The sequence below is a fragment of the Klebsiella variicola genome (genome assembly GCF_000828055.2).
GTDB classification, from domain to species: Bacteria; Pseudomonadota; Gammaproteobacteria; order Enterobacterales; family Enterobacteriaceae; genus Klebsiella; species Klebsiella variicola.
The window spans coordinates 2,156,662-2,172,364 of sequence record NZ_CP010523.2 but is presented as its reverse complement, the minus strand read 5'-3'; the positions used below and the strand labels follow the sequence as shown (position 1 = coordinate 2,172,364).

15 protein-coding genes are annotated in these 15,703 nt (G+C 52.9%); 4 read left to right on the top strand and 11 right to left on the bottom strand.

Translation table 11 applies throughout. From position 1 onward, the window contains the following. Nucleotides 1-24: 24 nt before the first annotated feature. The 7 genes from oppF to SP68_RS26355 all read right to left on the bottom strand — a co-directional run bounded on the left by oppF (nucleotide 25) and on the right by SP68_RS26355 (nucleotide 7,407). Nucleotides 25-1,029, bottom strand: a complete 1,005-nt coding sequence (gene oppF / locus SP68_RS10140) for a murein tripeptide/oligopeptide ABC transporter ATP-binding protein OppF (RefSeq protein ID WP_008804414.1) — start codon at nucleotides 1,027-1,029, stop codon at nucleotides 25-27. After that, entirely contained in the window at nucleotides 1,026-2,039 is a 1,014-nt protein-coding gene (oppD, locus tag SP68_RS10135; protein WP_004151853.1) for an ABC transporter ATP-binding protein, read from the bottom strand. The genes oppF and oppD overlap by 4 nt, the downstream gene beginning before the upstream one ends. 11 nt (nucleotides 2,040-2,050) lie before the next feature. Further along, nucleotides 2,051-2,959 (bottom strand): oligopeptide ABC transporter permease OppC, encoded by a 909-nt coding sequence (gene oppC, locus SP68_RS10130; RefSeq protein ID WP_004145396.1) that lies wholly within the window; start codon nucleotides 2,957-2,959, stop codon nucleotides 2,051-2,053. A 14-nt stretch (nucleotides 2,960-2,973) separates the two neighbouring features. Continuing rightward, the gene (oppB, locus tag SP68_RS10125; protein WP_002910089.1) at nucleotides 2,974-3,894 is read right to left on the bottom strand and encodes an oligopeptide ABC transporter permease OppB; all 921 of its coding nucleotides are present in this window, start codon (nucleotides 3,892-3,894) and stop codon (nucleotides 2,974-2,976) included. 85 nt (nucleotides 3,895-3,979) lie between these two features. Beyond that, a complete protein-coding gene (oppA, locus tag SP68_RS10120; protein ID WP_022065327.1) occupies nucleotides 3,980-5,614 on the bottom strand; it encodes an oligopeptide ABC transporter substrate-binding protein OppA in 1,635 nt (544 codons plus the stop codon). A 746-nt stretch (nucleotides 5,615-6,360) separates the two neighbouring features. Next, on the bottom strand, nucleotides 6,361-7,008 hold the full coding sequence (locus SP68_RS10115) for a YchE family NAAT transporter (protein WP_008804412.1): 648 nt from the start codon (nucleotides 7,006-7,008) through the stop codon (nucleotides 6,361-6,363). A gap of 183 nt (nucleotides 7,009-7,191) precedes the next feature. Continuing rightward, nucleotides 7,192-7,407 (bottom strand): hypothetical protein, encoded by a 216-nt coding sequence (locus SP68_RS26355; protein WP_012541357.1) that lies wholly within the window; start codon nucleotides 7,405-7,407, stop codon nucleotides 7,192-7,194. 77 nt (nucleotides 7,408-7,484) lie between these two features. Here SP68_RS26355 and adhE point away from each other — a divergent pair, with 77 nt between their 5' ends. Next, a complete protein-coding gene (adhE, locus tag SP68_RS10110; protein ID WP_008804411.1) occupies nucleotides 7,485-10,160 on the top strand; it encodes a bifunctional acetaldehyde-CoA/alcohol dehydrogenase in 2,676 nt (891 codons plus the stop codon). 137 nt (nucleotides 10,161-10,297) lie between these two features. Here adhE and tdk read toward each other — a convergent pair whose 3' ends face one another. Then, nucleotides 10,298-10,915 carry a thymidine kinase gene (gene tdk, locus SP68_RS10105; protein ID WP_008804410.1) on the bottom strand — a complete coding sequence of 206 codons (618 nt, stop codon included), beginning with the start codon at nucleotides 10,913-10,915 and terminating at the stop codon, nucleotides 10,298-10,300. Nucleotides 10,916-10,922: 7 nt separating this feature from the next. Here tdk and SP68_RS28255 point away from each other — a divergent pair, with 7 nt between their 5' ends. After that, on the top strand, nucleotides 10,923-11,054 hold the full coding sequence (locus SP68_RS28255; RefSeq protein ID WP_048271801.1) for a hypothetical protein: 132 nt from the start codon (nucleotides 10,923-10,925) through the stop codon (nucleotides 11,052-11,054). Between the two features lie 421 nt (nucleotides 11,055-11,475). Beyond that, nucleotides 11,476-11,883, top strand: a complete 408-nt coding sequence (hns, locus tag SP68_RS10100) for a histone-like nucleoid-structuring protein H-NS (RefSeq protein ID WP_002910103.1) — start codon at nucleotides 11,476-11,478, stop codon at nucleotides 11,881-11,883. 122 nt (nucleotides 11,884-12,005) lie between these two features. On the opposite strand, the gene galU is transcribed toward hns, so the two are convergent. The 3 genes from galU to rssA all read right to left on the bottom strand — a co-directional run bounded on the left by galU (nucleotide 12,006) and on the right by rssA (nucleotide 15,111). After that, nucleotides 12,006-12,908: a UTP--glucose-1-phosphate uridylyltransferase GalU gene (gene galU / locus SP68_RS10095; protein ID WP_008804409.1), complete on the bottom strand. Its 903-nt coding sequence runs from the start codon at nucleotides 12,906-12,908 to the stop codon at nucleotides 12,006-12,008. A 197-nt stretch (nucleotides 12,909-13,105) separates the two neighbouring features. Then, on the bottom strand, nucleotides 13,106-14,119 hold the full coding sequence (rssB, locus tag SP68_RS10090; RefSeq protein WP_008804408.1) for a two-component system response regulator RssB: 1,014 nt from the start codon (nucleotides 14,117-14,119) through the stop codon (nucleotides 13,106-13,108). A gap of 89 nt (nucleotides 14,120-14,208) precedes the next feature. Further along, a complete protein-coding gene (rssA, locus tag SP68_RS10085; RefSeq protein ID WP_008804407.1) occupies nucleotides 14,209-15,111 on the bottom strand; it encodes a patatin-like phospholipase RssA in 903 nt (300 codons plus the stop codon). Between the two features lie 112 nt (nucleotides 15,112-15,223). Between rssA and SP68_RS10080 the strand changes: the two genes are divergently transcribed. Continuing rightward, nucleotides 15,224-15,682 (top strand): YchJ family protein, encoded by a 459-nt coding sequence (locus SP68_RS10080; protein WP_008804406.1) that lies wholly within the window; start codon nucleotides 15,224-15,226, stop codon nucleotides 15,680-15,682. Nucleotides 15,683-15,703 lie beyond the last annotated feature (21 nt).

Here is a 15,703-nt window from a genome sequence, read left to right as displayed (position 1 = left end):
GCTGACCTGCGTCAGCCCCTGAGATTATAACGGGTCTACCTTAAGGCAGGAAACCGCATGGCGGAAACTGCCCTCCAGTACGGGGCGGGTTTTCGCACACTCTGGCCCGGCGAGCGGGCAGCGGGTGCGGAACACGCAGCCCGACGGAGGGTTAATTGGCGAGGGTAATTCGCCCTCCAGCAACTGAATAGTTTTCGCTTTCTCGAGATCAGGATCGGGGATCGGTACCGCCGACATCAGCGCTTTGGTATAGGGATGCAGCGGATTATGATACACCTCGTCGTAGGTGCCCAGCTCCACCGCATGGCCCAGATACATCACCAGGACGCGGTCGGAGATATGTTTAACCACCGCCAGATCGTGGGCGATAAATATCAGCGACAGCCCCATCTCACGCTGCAGCTGCTGCAGCAGATTGACCACCTGAGCCTGAATCGACACGTCAAGCGCAGATACTGGCTCATCGCAGATAATCAGCTTCGGCTCAAGGATCAACGCCCGCGCGATGCCGATACGCTGGCACTGACCGCCGGAGAACTCATGCGGATAGCGGTTAATCAGATTAGGCAGCAACCCGACCTTCATCATCATCGCTTTGACGCGATCACGAACTTCCTGACGCGACATCTTCGGATGATAGGTGCGCAGCGGTTCAGCGATAATCTCCCCGATGGTCATGCGCGGATTCAGCGAGGCCAGCGGATCCTGGAAGATCATCTGGATATCGCTGCGCACATCGCGCCACTCTTCCTGCTTCATACCCAGCAGATCTTTCCCAAGCCAGGCCACTTTGCCATCGGTCGCTTTCACCAAGCCAATAATGGCGCGGGCGAAGGTCGATTTGCCGCAGCCTGACTCCCCTACCACACCGAGGGTTTCCCCCTCATAGAGGCGCAACGTCACGCCATCCACTGCTTTCAGCGTTTTCGACGGCTGCCAGAACCACTGCTTGCCATCTTTGATATCGAAGTGCACCTTCAGGTCGGCAATTTCAAGCAGGACTTTTCGTTGTTCAGTTACGGCGTTCATAGCAGATCCCCCACCGGTTTAAAGCAGGCGCGCAGGCGGCCTGGCGCGAACGACTCCAGCGGCGGTGCGCTGCTACACTGCTCCATGGCGTGCGGGCAGCGCGGCTGGAATGGACAGCCTTTCGGCAATCGCAGCAGGTTTGGCGGGTTGCCAGGGATGGTTAACAACGCATCGCCCTCGGCATCCAGACGAGGAACTGCATTCAACAGGCCAATAGAGTATGGATGTGACGGTTGATAGAAGACATCGCGCGCCTGACCGTACTCCATGGTGCGCCCGGCGTACATCACCAGCACTTTATCGCAGATCCCGGCCACCACCCCGAGGTCGTGGGTGATCATGATGATTGCCGTATTGAATTCGCGTTTAAGCTCATTCAACAGCGTCATGATCTGCGCCTGCACGGTGACGTCCAGCGCGGTGGTGGGTTCATCCGCAATCAGCAGCCGCGGCCGACACAGCAGCGCCATGGCAATCATCACGCGCTGGCGCATCCCGCCGGAAAACTCGTGCGGAAACATCTTCATGCGCTTGCGCGCTTCCGGCATTTTTACCGCATCGAGCATCTTCACCGACTCTTCAAACGCTTCGGCTTTGCTCAGTCCTTTATGCAACATCAGGACTTCCATTAACTGCTCGCCCACCCGCATATACGGGTTAAGAGAGGTCATCGGATCCTGGAAAATCATCGAGATTTGCTCGGCGCGCAGTTTGTTCAGTTCACGCTCGGGCAAATTGAGGATCTGCCGACCGTTAAAGGTGGCGGATCCTCCGATGCGGCCGTTGGCCGCCAGCAGCCCCATCAGAGCGAAGGCGGTTTGCGATTTACCGGAGCCAGATTCGCCCACAATGCCGAGCGTCTCGCCCGCCTGCAGGGTGAAGTTCAGGTCATTGACGGCAGTGACATCGCCATCCGGCGTTTTAAAGGTGACGCGGAGATCTTTCACGTCCAGCAGCAGGCCGCTGTGACTCTGCGCTTGCGGCGCCTTTGCCGTTTCAATCATGGTCATGGCAGCGCTCCTTAGCGGTCTTTCGGGTCGAGGGCATCACGCAGACCATCGCCGATAAAGTTGAAACAGAACAGGGTCACCACCAGGAAACCCGCCGGGAACAGCAGCAGCCAGGGCGAGACTTCCATTGAGTTGGCGCCATCGCTGAGCAATGCTCCCCAACTGCTGAGCGGCTCCTGGGTTCCCAGCCCGAGGAAGCTGAGGAAGGATTCGAAGAGGATCATGCTGGGGACCAGCAGCGAGGCGTACACTACCACCACCCCCAGTACGTTGGGGACGATATGGCGCAGCACGATGCTGGCCGTGGAGACCCCACCGACCTGCGCGGCTTCGATAAACTCTTTACGCTTCAGGCTCAAGGTCTGTCCGCGCACGATACGCGCCATATCCAGCCAGGAAACCATGCCGATGGCAACAAAGATCAGCAGGATATTCTGACCAAAAAAGGTCACCAGCAGGATGACGAAGAACATAAACGGGAAGGAGTTGAGGATCTCCAGCAGACGCATCATCACCGAGTCCACTTTGCCGCCGAGATAACCGGAAAGCGAACCGTACAGCGTGCCGAGGATCACCGCCACCAGCGCCGCTGCCACCCCGACCATTAGCGAAATACGCCCGCCGATCGCCACGCGCACCAGCAGGTCGCGCCCGGAGGAGTCGGTTCCGAAGTAGTGGCCTGAAGCCATATCCGGGGCATTGGACATCATGCCCCAGTCGGTATCGAAGTAGGAGAACGACGACACCATCGGCGCAAAGGTGACAAACAGCGCAATAAGCACCAGCATGATCAGGCTGGTCACCGCGGCGCGGTTGTGCATAAAGCGGCGACGCGCATCCTGCCAGAGGCTACGCCCCTCCACTTCCAGCTTCTCACTGAAGTTTTCCAGCGCCTCGCTATTTTTCTTACTTAACATCATGGCGAACTCCGGCTTCAGTAGCGAATCTTCGGATCGATAACGGCGTACAGCACGTCAACGATGGCGTTGAACAGGATAGTCAGGGCGCCAACGAGGATCGTCAGGCTCAGCACCAGCGAGTAGTCGCGGTTAAGCGCCCCGTTAACGAACAGCTGGCCGATCCCCGGCAGGCCGTAAATGGTTTCAATGACCATTGAGCCGGTGATGATGCCCACGAAAGCTGGCCCCATATAGGAGAGCACCGGCAGCAGCGCCGGCTTCAGCGCATGGCGCAAAATAATGCGGCGCATCGGCAGCCCTTTTGCCCGCGCGGTGCGGATAAAGTTAGAGTGCAACACTTCTATCATCGAGCCGCGGGTGATACGGGCGATACTGGCGATATAGGCCAGGGAAAGCGCCACCATCGGCAGGATCATAAATTTCAGCGCTCCGCCGTTCCAGCCGCCGCCCGGCAGCCAGTGCAGGGTAATGGCAAAAATCATCACCAGCAGCGGCGCCACTACAAAGCTCGGAATAACCACGCCGGTCATGGCTACCCCCATCACCGCGTAGTCCCATCGGGTGTTTTGCTTCAGAGCGGCTATCACCCCGGCGGCTACGCCGATCACCACCGCGAGTAAAAAGGCGGCGAAGCCCAGTTTCGCTGAAACCGGGAAGCTGGCGGCCACCAGATCGTTGACCGAATAATCTTTGTATTTAAAGGAGGGACCAAAATCGCCATGCGCCAGTTGCTTCAGATAATTGAAGTACTGCGTCATGATAGGGTCGTTTAAATGGTATTTTGCTTCAATATTCGCCATGACTTCCGGCGGCAGGGTGCGCTCCCCGGTAAAAGGACTTCCCGGTGCCAGACGCATCATGAAGAATGAGATGGTAATAAGAATAAATAGCGTCGGAATCGCTTCCAGACAGCGACGTAAGATAAATTTTAACATTGCCCGTACCTTCTGGCGTGTGCCTTTGCACTGCTCTCAAATAAGACACGATGGAGCGAGCACAGGCCCGCCCCACGTATTGCCATTAATGTTTGATAACGTAGAGATCTTTGGTATAGACGTTATCCATCGGGTCTTTACCGGTATAGCCCCCAACCCACGGTTTCACCAGGCGGGCGTTGACGTAGTAATAGACCGGTACGATCGCGCTGTCTTTGTCCAGCTGCTGTTCCGCTTTCGCATAGGCTGCCGTACGCTGCGCTTCATCAGACGCTTTTACGGATTCAGCCATAATCTTGTCGAACGCCGGGCTCTTATAGTGCGCAGTGTTCATTGAGCTGTCAGAGAGCATGGTATTCAGGAAGGAAGTTGGCTCGTTATAGTCGGCGCACCAGCCTGCGCGTGCCACGTCATAGGTGCCCTGGTGACGGGTATCGAGGAACGTTTTCCACTCCTGGTTAACCAGCTTCACGTCAATGCCCAGGTTTTTACGCCACAGCGAGGCGGCGGCAATCGCCAGCTTCTTGTGCAAATCGGAGGTGTTATACAGCAGGTTAAAGGTCAACGGTTTATCCGCGGTATAGCCGGCTTCGGCCAGCAGTTTTTTCGCTTCTTCGTTGCGTTTTTCCTGCGACCACGTAAACCATTCCGGCTCGCTCAGCTTCGCGCCATCGGTGTACGGCGGCGTGTAGCCGTAGGCCGGCAGATCGCCCTGTCCTTTCACTTTATTAGCAATAATGTCGCGATCCAGACCCAGCTTCAGCGCGGTACGGACGCGTACGTCGGTAAACGGCGCTTTCTGGTTGTTGATTTCGTAATAATAGGTACACAGATACGGGTCGACGTGCAGCTCGTTGGGGATCTCTTTTTTCAGCTTCTGGAAGAGTTCGATCGGCAGCTGGTTATAGGTCATGTCCAGTTCACCGCTGCGATAGCGGTTAACATAGGTCACTTCGGAAGAGGTCGGCAGCCAGGTAACGGTGTTAATGACGGTTTTAGCATTATCCCAGTAGTGCGGGTTGCGCTCCATCACGATACGTTCGTTGACCACCCAGTCTTTCAGAGTATACGCCCCGTTGGTGACGATGTTGCCAGGCTGTGTCCATTTCTCGCCAAATTTTTCAATAGCCGGTTTGTAGACAGGAGACATCGCCGGGTTAACCAGCAGCTTATAAAAATAAGGGACTGGCTCGCTGAGGGTAACTTCCAGCGTGTGGTCGTCAATGGCTTTTACGCCCAGTTCGCTCGGCGCTTTCTTGCCATCAATGATGTCGTCGACGTTAACGATATGACCATATTGCGGATAGCTGGCATAAGGAGAAGCGGTTTTCGGATCCACCAGACGCTGCCAGCTGTAGACGAAGTCCTGAGCAGTAACCGGCTCGCCGTTAGACCATTTCGCATCTTTACGCAGATGGAAGGTCCAGACTTTAAAATCTTTATTATCCCAGCTCTCTGCTACGCCAGGGATCGGGTGGCCATCTTTCGGCGAAGTATTCAGCAAGCCTTCGAAGAGGTCGCGGCTAATATTGGCCTCGGGTACCCCTTCAATTTTATTCGGGTCCAGCGATTGCGGCTCAGCGCCGCTATTTCGCACCAGCGTTTGCTTATCCGACAACTGCACACCGGCCGGGACATCCGCTGCCATAGCCATATTGCCGGCAAGCAGTGCGGATAGCACTCCCGCGGCGATAAAACGTTTTTTAGTGATGATGGTCATTGTGTTGTAACTCCAGTCATTATAATTACTGGTTTTTTAACCAGCCTGTTTTTTTCCCGTTTGCGGGGATCTGTCCAACGCAGGAGCGTTTGCGATTGGCAGATTGCTATCACCGACTTATTTATTACGACCGCTCGAACGGCAGCCTTAACGTCGATTCTTTGCCCCCTCGCTGGAGGGCAGTTCCGGCGCAGTGAGATTATTAATAATAATTCTCATTTACGCATATAATTCAGCAGACGATAACGGCGGAAATTACCAAAAGGTAAACACCTCCGCCAATGCAATTTGCAAATATGTTACCGGATTCTCTTTTATCGCCGATATTGCCCGCGATGCTCAAGATCTTCGCGGACTACCGACAAAAAAATATCATTGTTAATCATAGTGATATGATTTTTTAATCGCGTTGAGAATCGAGTATCGGCTAAAAGATGCTTTTTTGTACAAAAATTTAACAACAGGTTACTTTTTAGCACATTCATCTACTGCCTTGTTAAAATTACTAATATCATTTCGATGATCCGACAGCAAGTGCCAGAGAATGATGTGAAGAAAATAACATCGCAGGCAGGAAGAGCGTGAGGGGAAAACAATGAACAAAAACAGATATCTTAATGAAAAATATGGATTTAAAGATATTATCGCAAAACGTTATCTCAACAGCCGATCTCGCGCTGGTTAATAGGTTTTGCTAATAATCGCGCAAGCGCGAAGTGAAGCCTCCACGCTTGCATGGTGTTCCACTAATTAAGCAGTCCGGGGAACAGCGCTTTAATACCGGTTACGATAAACTCGATCCCCAGGGCCATCAGCAGCAACCCCATGATACGGGTGATGACGTTGATTCCCGTCTGTCCCAGCAGACGAACCAGCCACGGCGCCATTCGGAAAATGCCCCAGCAGCAAAGAGCGAATACCGCTATCGCCAGTGAGAACCCGACCAGGTGCACCCAGGAATGATATCGGGTGCCCCAGACAATAGTTGAACTGATTGCCCCCGGTCCGGCCATTAAGGGGAGCGCGAGAGGCACGACGCCGATGCTCTCCCGGACCGCCGTCTCCGACTTCTCCTGCTTGTTCTGCTTATCTTCGCCGAGCTTGCCGCTGATCATCGACATCGCAATGGTCACCACCAGGATGCCGCCGGCAATGCGGAAGGAATCAATCGAGATGCCAAAAATCTGCAGAATGCCATCGCCGAGAAACAACGACGTCAGGAGGATGATCGCCACCGACAGGTTTGCGGTCAGGTTGGTCTTGTTGCGCACCGCTGCCGGTTGGTAGCTGGTCATACTGATAAACACCGGAATGATGCCGACCGGGTTGACCAGGGCAAATAAGCCAATGAAGAACTTGAAATAGGTAGCAAAATCGAACAGTGGTTGAGTCACAATGGGCTCCGCAGCATCATCAAAATTGGCGGTTGACTATTAACAGCATAAAATAACTGCGCGAAACATACGCTTTTTGCATGCAATATTCATTATAAATATGCATAACCCGGTGATATGTATCGAATGTTAGTTATTTGTAGCTTTAATGCTAATCGTTTTTTTAATTTCAAAACCCTTCCATTACACTTGATCGAATCGGTTAAAAAGCAGCCAGCTGAAAGGTATCAGCCACGCCAATACTTGATCTAAATCACGTATTTTGTACTCAGAAGTGAGTAATCTTGATGACACCAACAGAGTGGAAGGCAGCATGACCTGAAAGTTAAAGTAATAGAGCTTTTTTAGTAAATCGGTAAAACAGTGTCCTGATTTTTCTACATAAACATTTACATGCAAGCTGTTAACAGCCTGTCTATAATGTCGAATCGAGCGACTGATTTACTAAAAAAGTTTAACATTATCAGGAGAGCATTATGGCTGTTACTAATATCGCTGAACTGAACGCGCTTGTTGAGCGTGTCAAGAAAGCCCAGCGTGAATATGCCAGTTTCACTCAAGAACAAGTCGATAAAATCTTCCGCGCTGCCGCTCTGGCCGCTGCAGATGCTCGAATCCCTCTCGCTAAAATGGCCGTTGCCGAATCCGGCATGGGCATCGTTGAAGACAAAGTGATCAAAAACCACTTCGCTTCCGAATACATTTACAACGCATATAAAGATGAAAAAACCTGTGGCGTCCTGTCAGAAGACGACACCTTTGGTACCATCACTATCGCTGAACCGATCGGCATCATCTGCGGTATCGTACCGACAACTAACCCGACTTCAACAGCCATCTTCAAATCGCTCATCAGCCTGAAGACACGTAACGCCATCATTTTCTCTCCGCACCCGCGTGCAAAAGAAGCCACCAACAAAGCGGCTGATATCGTACTGCAGGCTGCCATCGCGGCTGGCGCGCCGAAAGACCTGATCGGCTGGATCGATCAGCCGTCCGTAGAACTGTCTAACGCGCTGATGCATCACCCGGACATCAACCTGATCCTTGCGACCGGTGGTCCAGGTATGGTGAAAGCGGCATACAGCTCCGGTAAACCAGCTATCGGCGTTGGTGCCGGTAACACCCCGGTGGTCATTGATGAAACGGCTGATATCAAACGTGCTGTTGCTTCCGTTCTGATGTCTAAAACCTTCGATAACGGCGTTATCTGTGCTTCTGAGCAGTCTGTTGTCGTCGTTGATTCAGTGTATGACGCGGTTCGCGAACGTTTCGCCAGCCACGGCGGCTATCTGCTGCAGGGTAAAGAGCTGAAAGCGGTTCAGGACATCATCCTGAAAAATGGCGCGCTGAACGCTGCTATCGTTGGTCAGCCAGCGGCAAAAATCGCGGAACTCGCAGGCTTCACCGTTCCGGCTACGACTAAGATCCTGATTGGCGAAGTGACCAACGTTGACGAAAGTGAACCGTTTGCTCACGAAAAACTGTCTCCGACGCTGGCGATGTATCGTGCGAAAGATTTCGAAGACGCGGTCACCAAAGCAGAAAAACTGGTTGCCATGGGCGGTATCGGTCACACCTCTTGCCTGTACACCGACCAGGACAACCAGCCGGCTCGCGTGGCTTACTTCGGCCAGATGATGAAAACCGCACGTATCCTGATCAACACCCCGGCTTCTCAGGGTGGTATCGGTGACCTGTACAACTTCAAACTCGCGCCTTCCCTGACTCTGGGTTGTGGTTCCTGGGGTGGTAACTCCATCTCTGAAAACGTTGGTCCGAAACACCTGATCAACAAGAAAACCGTTGCTAAGCGAGCTGAAAACATGTTGTGGCACAAACTTCCGAAATCTATCTACTTCCGTCGTGGCTCCCTGCCAATCGCACTGGATGAAGTGATTACTGATGGTCACAAACGCGCGCTGATCGTGACTGACCGCTTCCTGTTCAACAACGGCTATGCCGATCAGATCACTTCCGTACTGAAAGCAGCGGGCGTTGAAACCGAAGTCTTCTTCGAAGTTGAAGCTGACCCGACCCTGACCATCGTACGTAAAGGTGCCGATCTGGCGAACTCCTTCAAACCAGACGTCATCATCGCGCTGGGCGGCGGTTCCCCGATGGATGCGGCGAAAATCATGTGGGTCATGTACGAACATCCGGAAACCCACTTCGAAGAACTGGCGCTGCGCTTTATGGATATCCGTAAACGTATCTACAAGTTCCCGAAAATGGGCGTCAAAGCCAAGATGGTCGCCATCACCACCACCTCCGGTACCGGTTCTGAAGTGACGCCGTTCGCCGTAGTGACCGATGACGCAACTGGTCAGAAATATCCGCTGGCAGACTACGCGCTGACCCCAGATATGGCCATCGTCGATGCCAACCTGGTGATGGATATGCCGAAATCGCTGTGTGCGTTCGGTGGTCTGGATGCGGTGACTCACGCCCTGGAAGCTTACGTTTCCGTGCTGGCTTCTGAGTTCTCTGACGGCCAGGCTCTGCAGGCGTTGAAACTGCTGAAAGAGTACCTGCCGGCTTCCTACCACGAAGGTTCCAAGAACCCGGTTGCCCGTGAGCGCGTACACAGTGCTGCGACTATCGCCGGTATCGCGTTTGCGAACGCCTTCCTCGGCGTGTGTCACTCCATGGCGCACAAACTGGGCTCTCAGTTCCATATTCCGCACGGTCTGGCCAACGCCCTGCTGATCTGCAACGTTATTCGCTACAACGCGAATGACAACCCGACCAAGCAGACTGCGTTCAGCCAGTACGACCGTCCGCAGGCTCGTCGTCGCTACGCTGAAATCGCCGATCACCTGGGTCTCTCTGCACCGGGCGACCGCACCGCAGCGAAGATCGAGAAACTGCTGGCATGGCTGGAAAGCATCAAAGCTGAGCTGGGAATTCCGAAATCTATCCGCGAAGCTGGCGTTCAGGAAGCTGACTTCCTGGCTAACGTTGATAAGCTGTCTGAAGATGCATTCGATGACCAGTGCACCGGCGCTAACCCGCGCTACCCGCTGATCTCCGAACTGAAACAGATTCTGCTGGATACCTACTACGGCCGCGAGTTCGTCGAAGGCGAAACTGCTGCGAAAACCGACGCTGCTCCGGTGAAAGCTGAGAAAAAAGCGAAGAAATCCGCTTAATCAACAACGGTAAACATACTGCAAGCCCCGTCAGATGACGGGGCTTTTTTATGCCTGCTTGTCAGCCAATCCCGAGCTCCAGCCTTCCAGAGTATAAAAAAGGCGCCCACAGGCGCCTGTATGAGCTTCTGAGCAACTCAGCAGGAATAACGCTGGTTTTGTACCTGGGTTAAAGAACCCACGCTCAGCGCCTCTTTATAATGCTTACGACAGACGGACACATACCGCTCATTGCCGCCGATGACAACCTGCTCGCCTTCATTATAAGGTCGCCCCTCTTGATCGAGACGTAGCACCATGCTCGCCTTACGGCCGCAGAAGCAAATGGTTTTCAGCTCCACCAGTTTATCGGACCATGCCAGCAAATACTGGCTACCGGTAAAGAGCTCGCCGCGAAAATCCGTCCGCAGTCCATAGCACAGCACCGGAATATCCAGTGTATCGACAACTTCGGACAGCTCATGAACCTGTTCGCGCGTCAGAAACTGGCTTTCATCCACCAGCACGCAGTGAATCGGCTTAAGCTTGTGCTCTGCCGCAATATCGTTAAATAGCGACGTCTGCGGATTATACAACCGGGCCGGCGAGGAGAGGCCGATACGCGAGCTGACTTTTCCAGCACCGAAGCGGTCATCTATCTCAGCGGTATAAACGATGGTACGCATCCCCCGCTCCTGGTAATTGTACGAAGATTGCAACAGAGCGGTCGACTTACCTGCATTCATTGCAGAGTAGTAGAAATAAAGTTGTGCCATCGGCTGCGTGACCCCAATCAAAGTGTTTTATCGCGGCGGCGATTGTACCATATTTTATGCGTACAGCCGCCCTTTCCGCAGGGGTATTGTCGCAGCGCTGAAGGGCATGGAAACGGAAAGGGTGACGTGGATGAATTGAATTTACAGGGCCATTATTTGTACGCCCCGTTACGCTATCGGTGAGGTAACCATTGTCTTTTCGTGCTTATAGGACCAGTATCCATGCACTATAAGCGGGCTTGCGGGTTGTTTTATATTAAGGCGCGTAACCAAAAATGCGCTAATACTGACGAGGGTTATTTACCCATGCAAAGGATAATTTTTCTCACTGAACCTCAGAAAAAGCATATGGTCTCAGTGTTTTAGCTGGCCCCCTACTCATGGCTATAAGGAGCAAAGATGTGAAGCGGCACGAGAATTTTAACTTAAATTAATTAATTCCCGCGACAAATAACCAGTAATTTTGAATTCCTTACATTCTCCCCTATTGCACAACGCATTTTATCGCTCTATTATTAGTTCAACAAACCACCCCACAATATAAGTTTGAGATTACTACAATGAGCGAAGCACTTAAAATTTTGAACAACATCCGTACTCTTCGTGCGCAGGCAAGAGAATGCACCCTTGAAACGCTCGAAGAAATGCTGGAAAAATTAGAAGTCGTTGTTAACGAGCGCCGTGAAGAAGAAAATGCCGCCGCAGCAGAAATTGAAGAGCGTACGCGTAAGCTGCAGCAATACCGTGAAATGCTGATTGCTGACGGTATTGACCCGAATGAACTGCTGAGCACTATGGCTGCCGTTAAAGCCGGTACCAAAACTAAGCGTGCTGCACGTCCGGCTAAATATAGCTATGTAGACGAAAACGGCGAAACCAAAACCTGGACTGGCCAGGGCCGTACTCCTGCGGTGATCAAAAAAGCAATGGACGAACAAGGTAAATCACTGGACGATTTCCTGATCTAATCTCCGTTGTCGCAATATTAAAAATCCCGCTCCGGCGGGATTTTTTTTGCCCTCAGGCTCGATAAACAAAACCGGGAGTCGCTGACGCGCTCCCGGTTTCTGGCTTTTAATCGCGCTGCGGATTACTTCGTCACCGCGGTTTCCAGCCAGGCTTTAAAATCGTCACCAAGCGTCTTGTGACGAATACCATATTCGACAAACGCCTGCATGTAGCCAAGCTTATTGCCGCAGTCATGGCTCTTGCCTTTCATATGATAAGCTTCAACCGTTTCTTTCTCGATCAGCATATCAATCGCGTCAGTCAGCTGAATTTCATCACCGGCGCCCGGAGGGGTCTTCGCCAGCAGTGGCCAAATATCTGCGCTGAGGACATAGCGCCCCACTACCGCCAGGTTGGACGGCGCAACGTCAGCTTTTGGCTTCTCGACCACGCCCACCATCGGCACGCTTTCGCCCGGCTTCAGGGATTCGCCTTTGCAATCGACCACGCCATACGCGGTCACATCCTCGACAGGCTCAACCATAATCTGGCTGGCGCCAGTCTCATCAAAACGAGAGATCATCTCCGCAAGGTTATCACGGCTCAGATCGGACTCAAATTCATCCAGAATAACGTCTGGCAGAATAACCGCTACCGGCTCATCACCCACTACCGGATGGGCGCACAGCACGGCGTGACCAAGGCCTTTCGCCAGGCCCTGACGAACTTGCATAATGGTCACGTGCGGCGGGCAAATAGACTGCACTTCTTCCAGAAGCTGGCGTTTTACACGTTTTTCCAGCATCGCTTCCAGCTCAAAACTGGTATCGAAATGGTTTTCGATAGAGTTTTTCGATGAGTGCGTTACCAGAACAATTTCAGTAATTCCTGCAGCGATACATTCATTAACAACGTACTGAATTAACGGCTTATCTACCAGCGGCAGCATTTCTTTTGGAATTGCTTTGGTGGCAGGCAGCATCCTGGTGCCTAATCCCGCTACCGGGATAACCGCTTTTCTGACTTTAGAATTAAGGGCAGCCATTGAAATCTCCTGGACTGTTTGTTTTTTAAACTTCTCGTTACAAATAACGTGTCGAGTATATCAGTCAACCGCGTATTCACTGGTCTGAAAAGGTTCCGATAGCCTCGAATTAGGACTTTTACGCATAAAACTGCTCGATGGTACCACCAGTATAGGGCTGCAGGTAATGCCGTCTGCTTAGATATAAACGCAATTGCTCATTCCGCAGACAACATTAAGCGTAAACGCCCCCCGGCCCCCCAAATTTGGCACTGCCATGAGGCGCAGCGCTGGCTAATTTGGTTAAGATAGGCATCGCCCAGCGTCCCTAAAGGAACGCCATTACTTATCTGAATTTGATGCTCACCGGTATTCAACGTGCCATTGAGCCCTGCGGACACCAGAATTAAATTTTTCAGTCCACTGTGGTAATAACCCACCAGCAAAGGGAACTGACCGGGAAGATTCGCCTGGCGGAGTAACTGATTGACCTGTTTTAACAGACTCCCCATTTCAGGTAGCCGTTGCCCCTGATGCGCCAGTTGCTCTTGCAGCAGGCTATTGAATAGCGCGCGCAGTAATAAAGCCGCCAGCACGCCATTATCCCCTGCTCGTGTGACATCCAGACAATAGAAAGCCAAATCATTTTCCGAGAGCGGCGCAATATCGAGCACCAGCCCCGGCTTATCCGCCGATACCAGCTGTCGATAATGAATGCGGCAATGTGACATTTCCTGTTGCACCGGAGGCTGTAACTCCTGCAGCAGTCTCGATGCGGCGGTCGGATTACTGACCAGCGCGTCCCAGTCCTCAAACAGACGCTCTTCCTCTTCCACACGTGAACTAAACATCGCGGGATACAGGCAGGCATAAACGGTCTCACGCAGGCGATCGAAATCTTTCACCGGTTTTAACAGCACATCCTGGACGCCCAGCCGTAACGCTTTGGCAATATCCGCCATGTTTTCGGTGGCGGAAATCATCAGTATCGGTAGCTGCTCGCCGCGGTTACGCAGCGTCTCGACCAGTTCCAGACCGTTCATTCTCGGCATTGAAATGTCGCAAATCATCAGGTCCGGACGCACCTCAGTCATTTTATGCAGGGCATCCATGCCATCTTCCGCCAGCCAGGTCGTTGCTCCCAGCGAGGCCAGCCATCCATGCAAGAGTGAGCGGAAAACGGGTTCGTCTTCAACTATCAGAATCTGTTTTCCCGCCAATGGCTGCGTCATGATATCTCCCCTGGCTGACGATAATTCAATAGTGGCACGCTATTCTCACTATCGCCTGTCAGATTTTACTTAAGTCAGGTACTTGTACGTCAAACCGCTGTACGCACTAAGGGTAATAGTTCATCCATTTTCTTTTCCACGGCCAATTGGCCCGCGGCAATCGCCTCTCCTGCGCGATGGAAGTCGAGCGTCGACACTTGCGGACAGTATGGCTGCAGCAGGATATCCGGCGGGTCACCCGCCATGCGGTTGCGTTTAAGACGGTTCTCCAGAACCTGGATAGACGTGGTCATGATCTCCATCGCCGTCGGCGTCACGGCCGTACGACGGGAGCTCATTTGCGTCAATCGCGCGCGCAGACGAGTATGCCATGGGCCCTCCTTCTCTTCAGCTTCCGGCCGCGGCGTTTCGAGGGAAAATAAATCTTGCTGCATGAGATGGGCATCATGTTGCAGGTCAACGGCAATCACGATATCGGCCCCCATTGCCCGCGTCAGCGACACGGGAACCGGGTTGACCACTGCGCCATCGACCAGCCAGTAACCATTATGCCTCACCGGCGCCATCAGTCCAGGCATGCTGCAGGAGGCTCGAACGGCTAAATGCAGATCGCCCTCAGTAAACCACAGTTCCCGGCCGGTACTTAAATTGGTCGCGACGGCAGCAAACCGACGCTCGCAGCGTTCGATATCGGTCACCGGCATAATACGACGGTAATGATTGAATACCTTTTCACCGCGCAGCAGGCCCCCACGTCGCCAGGAGAGGTCCATCAGCTTCAGGACATCCCAGTTGCTGAATGAGCAGATCCATGACTCGAGCGCCGGGAGCCGGTTGCAGGCATACGCCGCCCCTACCAGCGAACCGATAGAACACCCCGCGACGATATCAATCTCGATACCAGCCCGACGGAGGGCGTTGATGACGCCAATGTGCGACCATCCTCGGGCAGCTCCCGCCCCTAACGCCAGACCAATTTTAAGCTTTCTCATTATTACTGATAACTATCCTTCCACTCTGAGCGTGGCAACATTGTCACGGCTCAGTTAACATAAACACCTTTGGCGTTGAAGCGCCGTAATTCTTTCTTCCATGGAGGCAGTTTTGTCGCAATTATGCCCCTGTGGCAGCGCACTGGAGTATAGCTCATGTTGCCAGCGATATCTGTCCGGCGCAGAGCTTGCGCCAGGCCCGTCACAGCTTATGCGCTCCCGCTATAGCGCGTTCGTCATGAAAGATGCCGACTATCTGATCAAAACCTGGCATCCGTCCTGTCAGGCGCAGACGTTTCGCGCCGAGCTGGAGAAGGGGTTCAGCCAGACCGAGTGGCTGGGTTTAACCCTGTTCGCCAGTGATGAAGGGCGAGTCCCCAATGAAGGCTTTGTCAGCTTTGTCGCCCGCTTTAATGACAATAACCGTCCGGGCGCCATTATTGAACGTTCCAGATTCTTAAAAGAAAATGGACAGTGGTACTATATCGACGGGACACGACCGCTGATTGGTCGTAATGACCCCTGCCCTTGCGGCTCAGGTAAAAAATTTAAAAAATGCTGCGGCCAGTAACGCTGCCGTAGCGCTTGCAAA

Bases quoted from the DNA above. Each gene is read 5' to 3' on its own strand.
- oppF (WP_008804414.1), bottom strand. From the start codon at position 1,029: ATGAACGCCGTAACTGAACAACGAAAAGTCCTGCTTGAAATTGCCGAC.
- oppD (WP_004151853.1), bottom strand. From the start codon at position 2,039: ATGACCATGATTGAAACGGCAAAGGCGCCGCAAGCGCAGAGTCACAGC.
- oppC (WP_004145396.1), bottom strand. From the start codon at position 2,959: ATGATGTTAAGTAAGAAAAATAGCGAGGCGCTGGAAAACTTCAGTGAG.
- oppB (WP_002910089.1), bottom strand. From the start codon at position 3,894: ATGTTAAAATTTATCTTACGTCGCTGTCTGGAAGCGATTCCGACGCTA.
- oppA (WP_022065327.1), bottom strand. From the start codon at position 5,614: ATGACCATCATCACTAAAAAACGTTTTATCGCCGCGGGAGTGCTATCC.
- adhE (WP_008804411.1), top strand. From the start codon at position 7,485: ATGGCTGTTACTAATATCGCTGAACTGAACGCGCTTGTTGAGCGTGTC.
- tdk (WP_008804410.1), bottom strand. From the start codon at position 10,915: ATGGCACAACTTTATTTCTACTACTCTGCAATGAATGCAGGTAAGTCG.
- hns (WP_002910103.1), top strand. From the start codon at position 11,476: ATGAGCGAAGCACTTAAAATTTTGAACAACATCCGTACTCTTCGTGCG.
- galU (WP_008804409.1), bottom strand. From the start codon at position 12,908: ATGGCTGCCCTTAATTCTAAAGTCAGAAAAGCGGTTATCCCGGTAGCG.
- rssB (WP_008804408.1), bottom strand. From the start codon at position 14,119: ATGACGCAGCCATTGGCGGGAAAACAGATTCTGATAGTTGAAGACGAA.
- rssA (WP_008804407.1), bottom strand. From the start codon at position 15,111: ATGAGAAAGCTTAAAATTGGTCTGGCGTTAGGGGCGGGAGCTGCCCGA.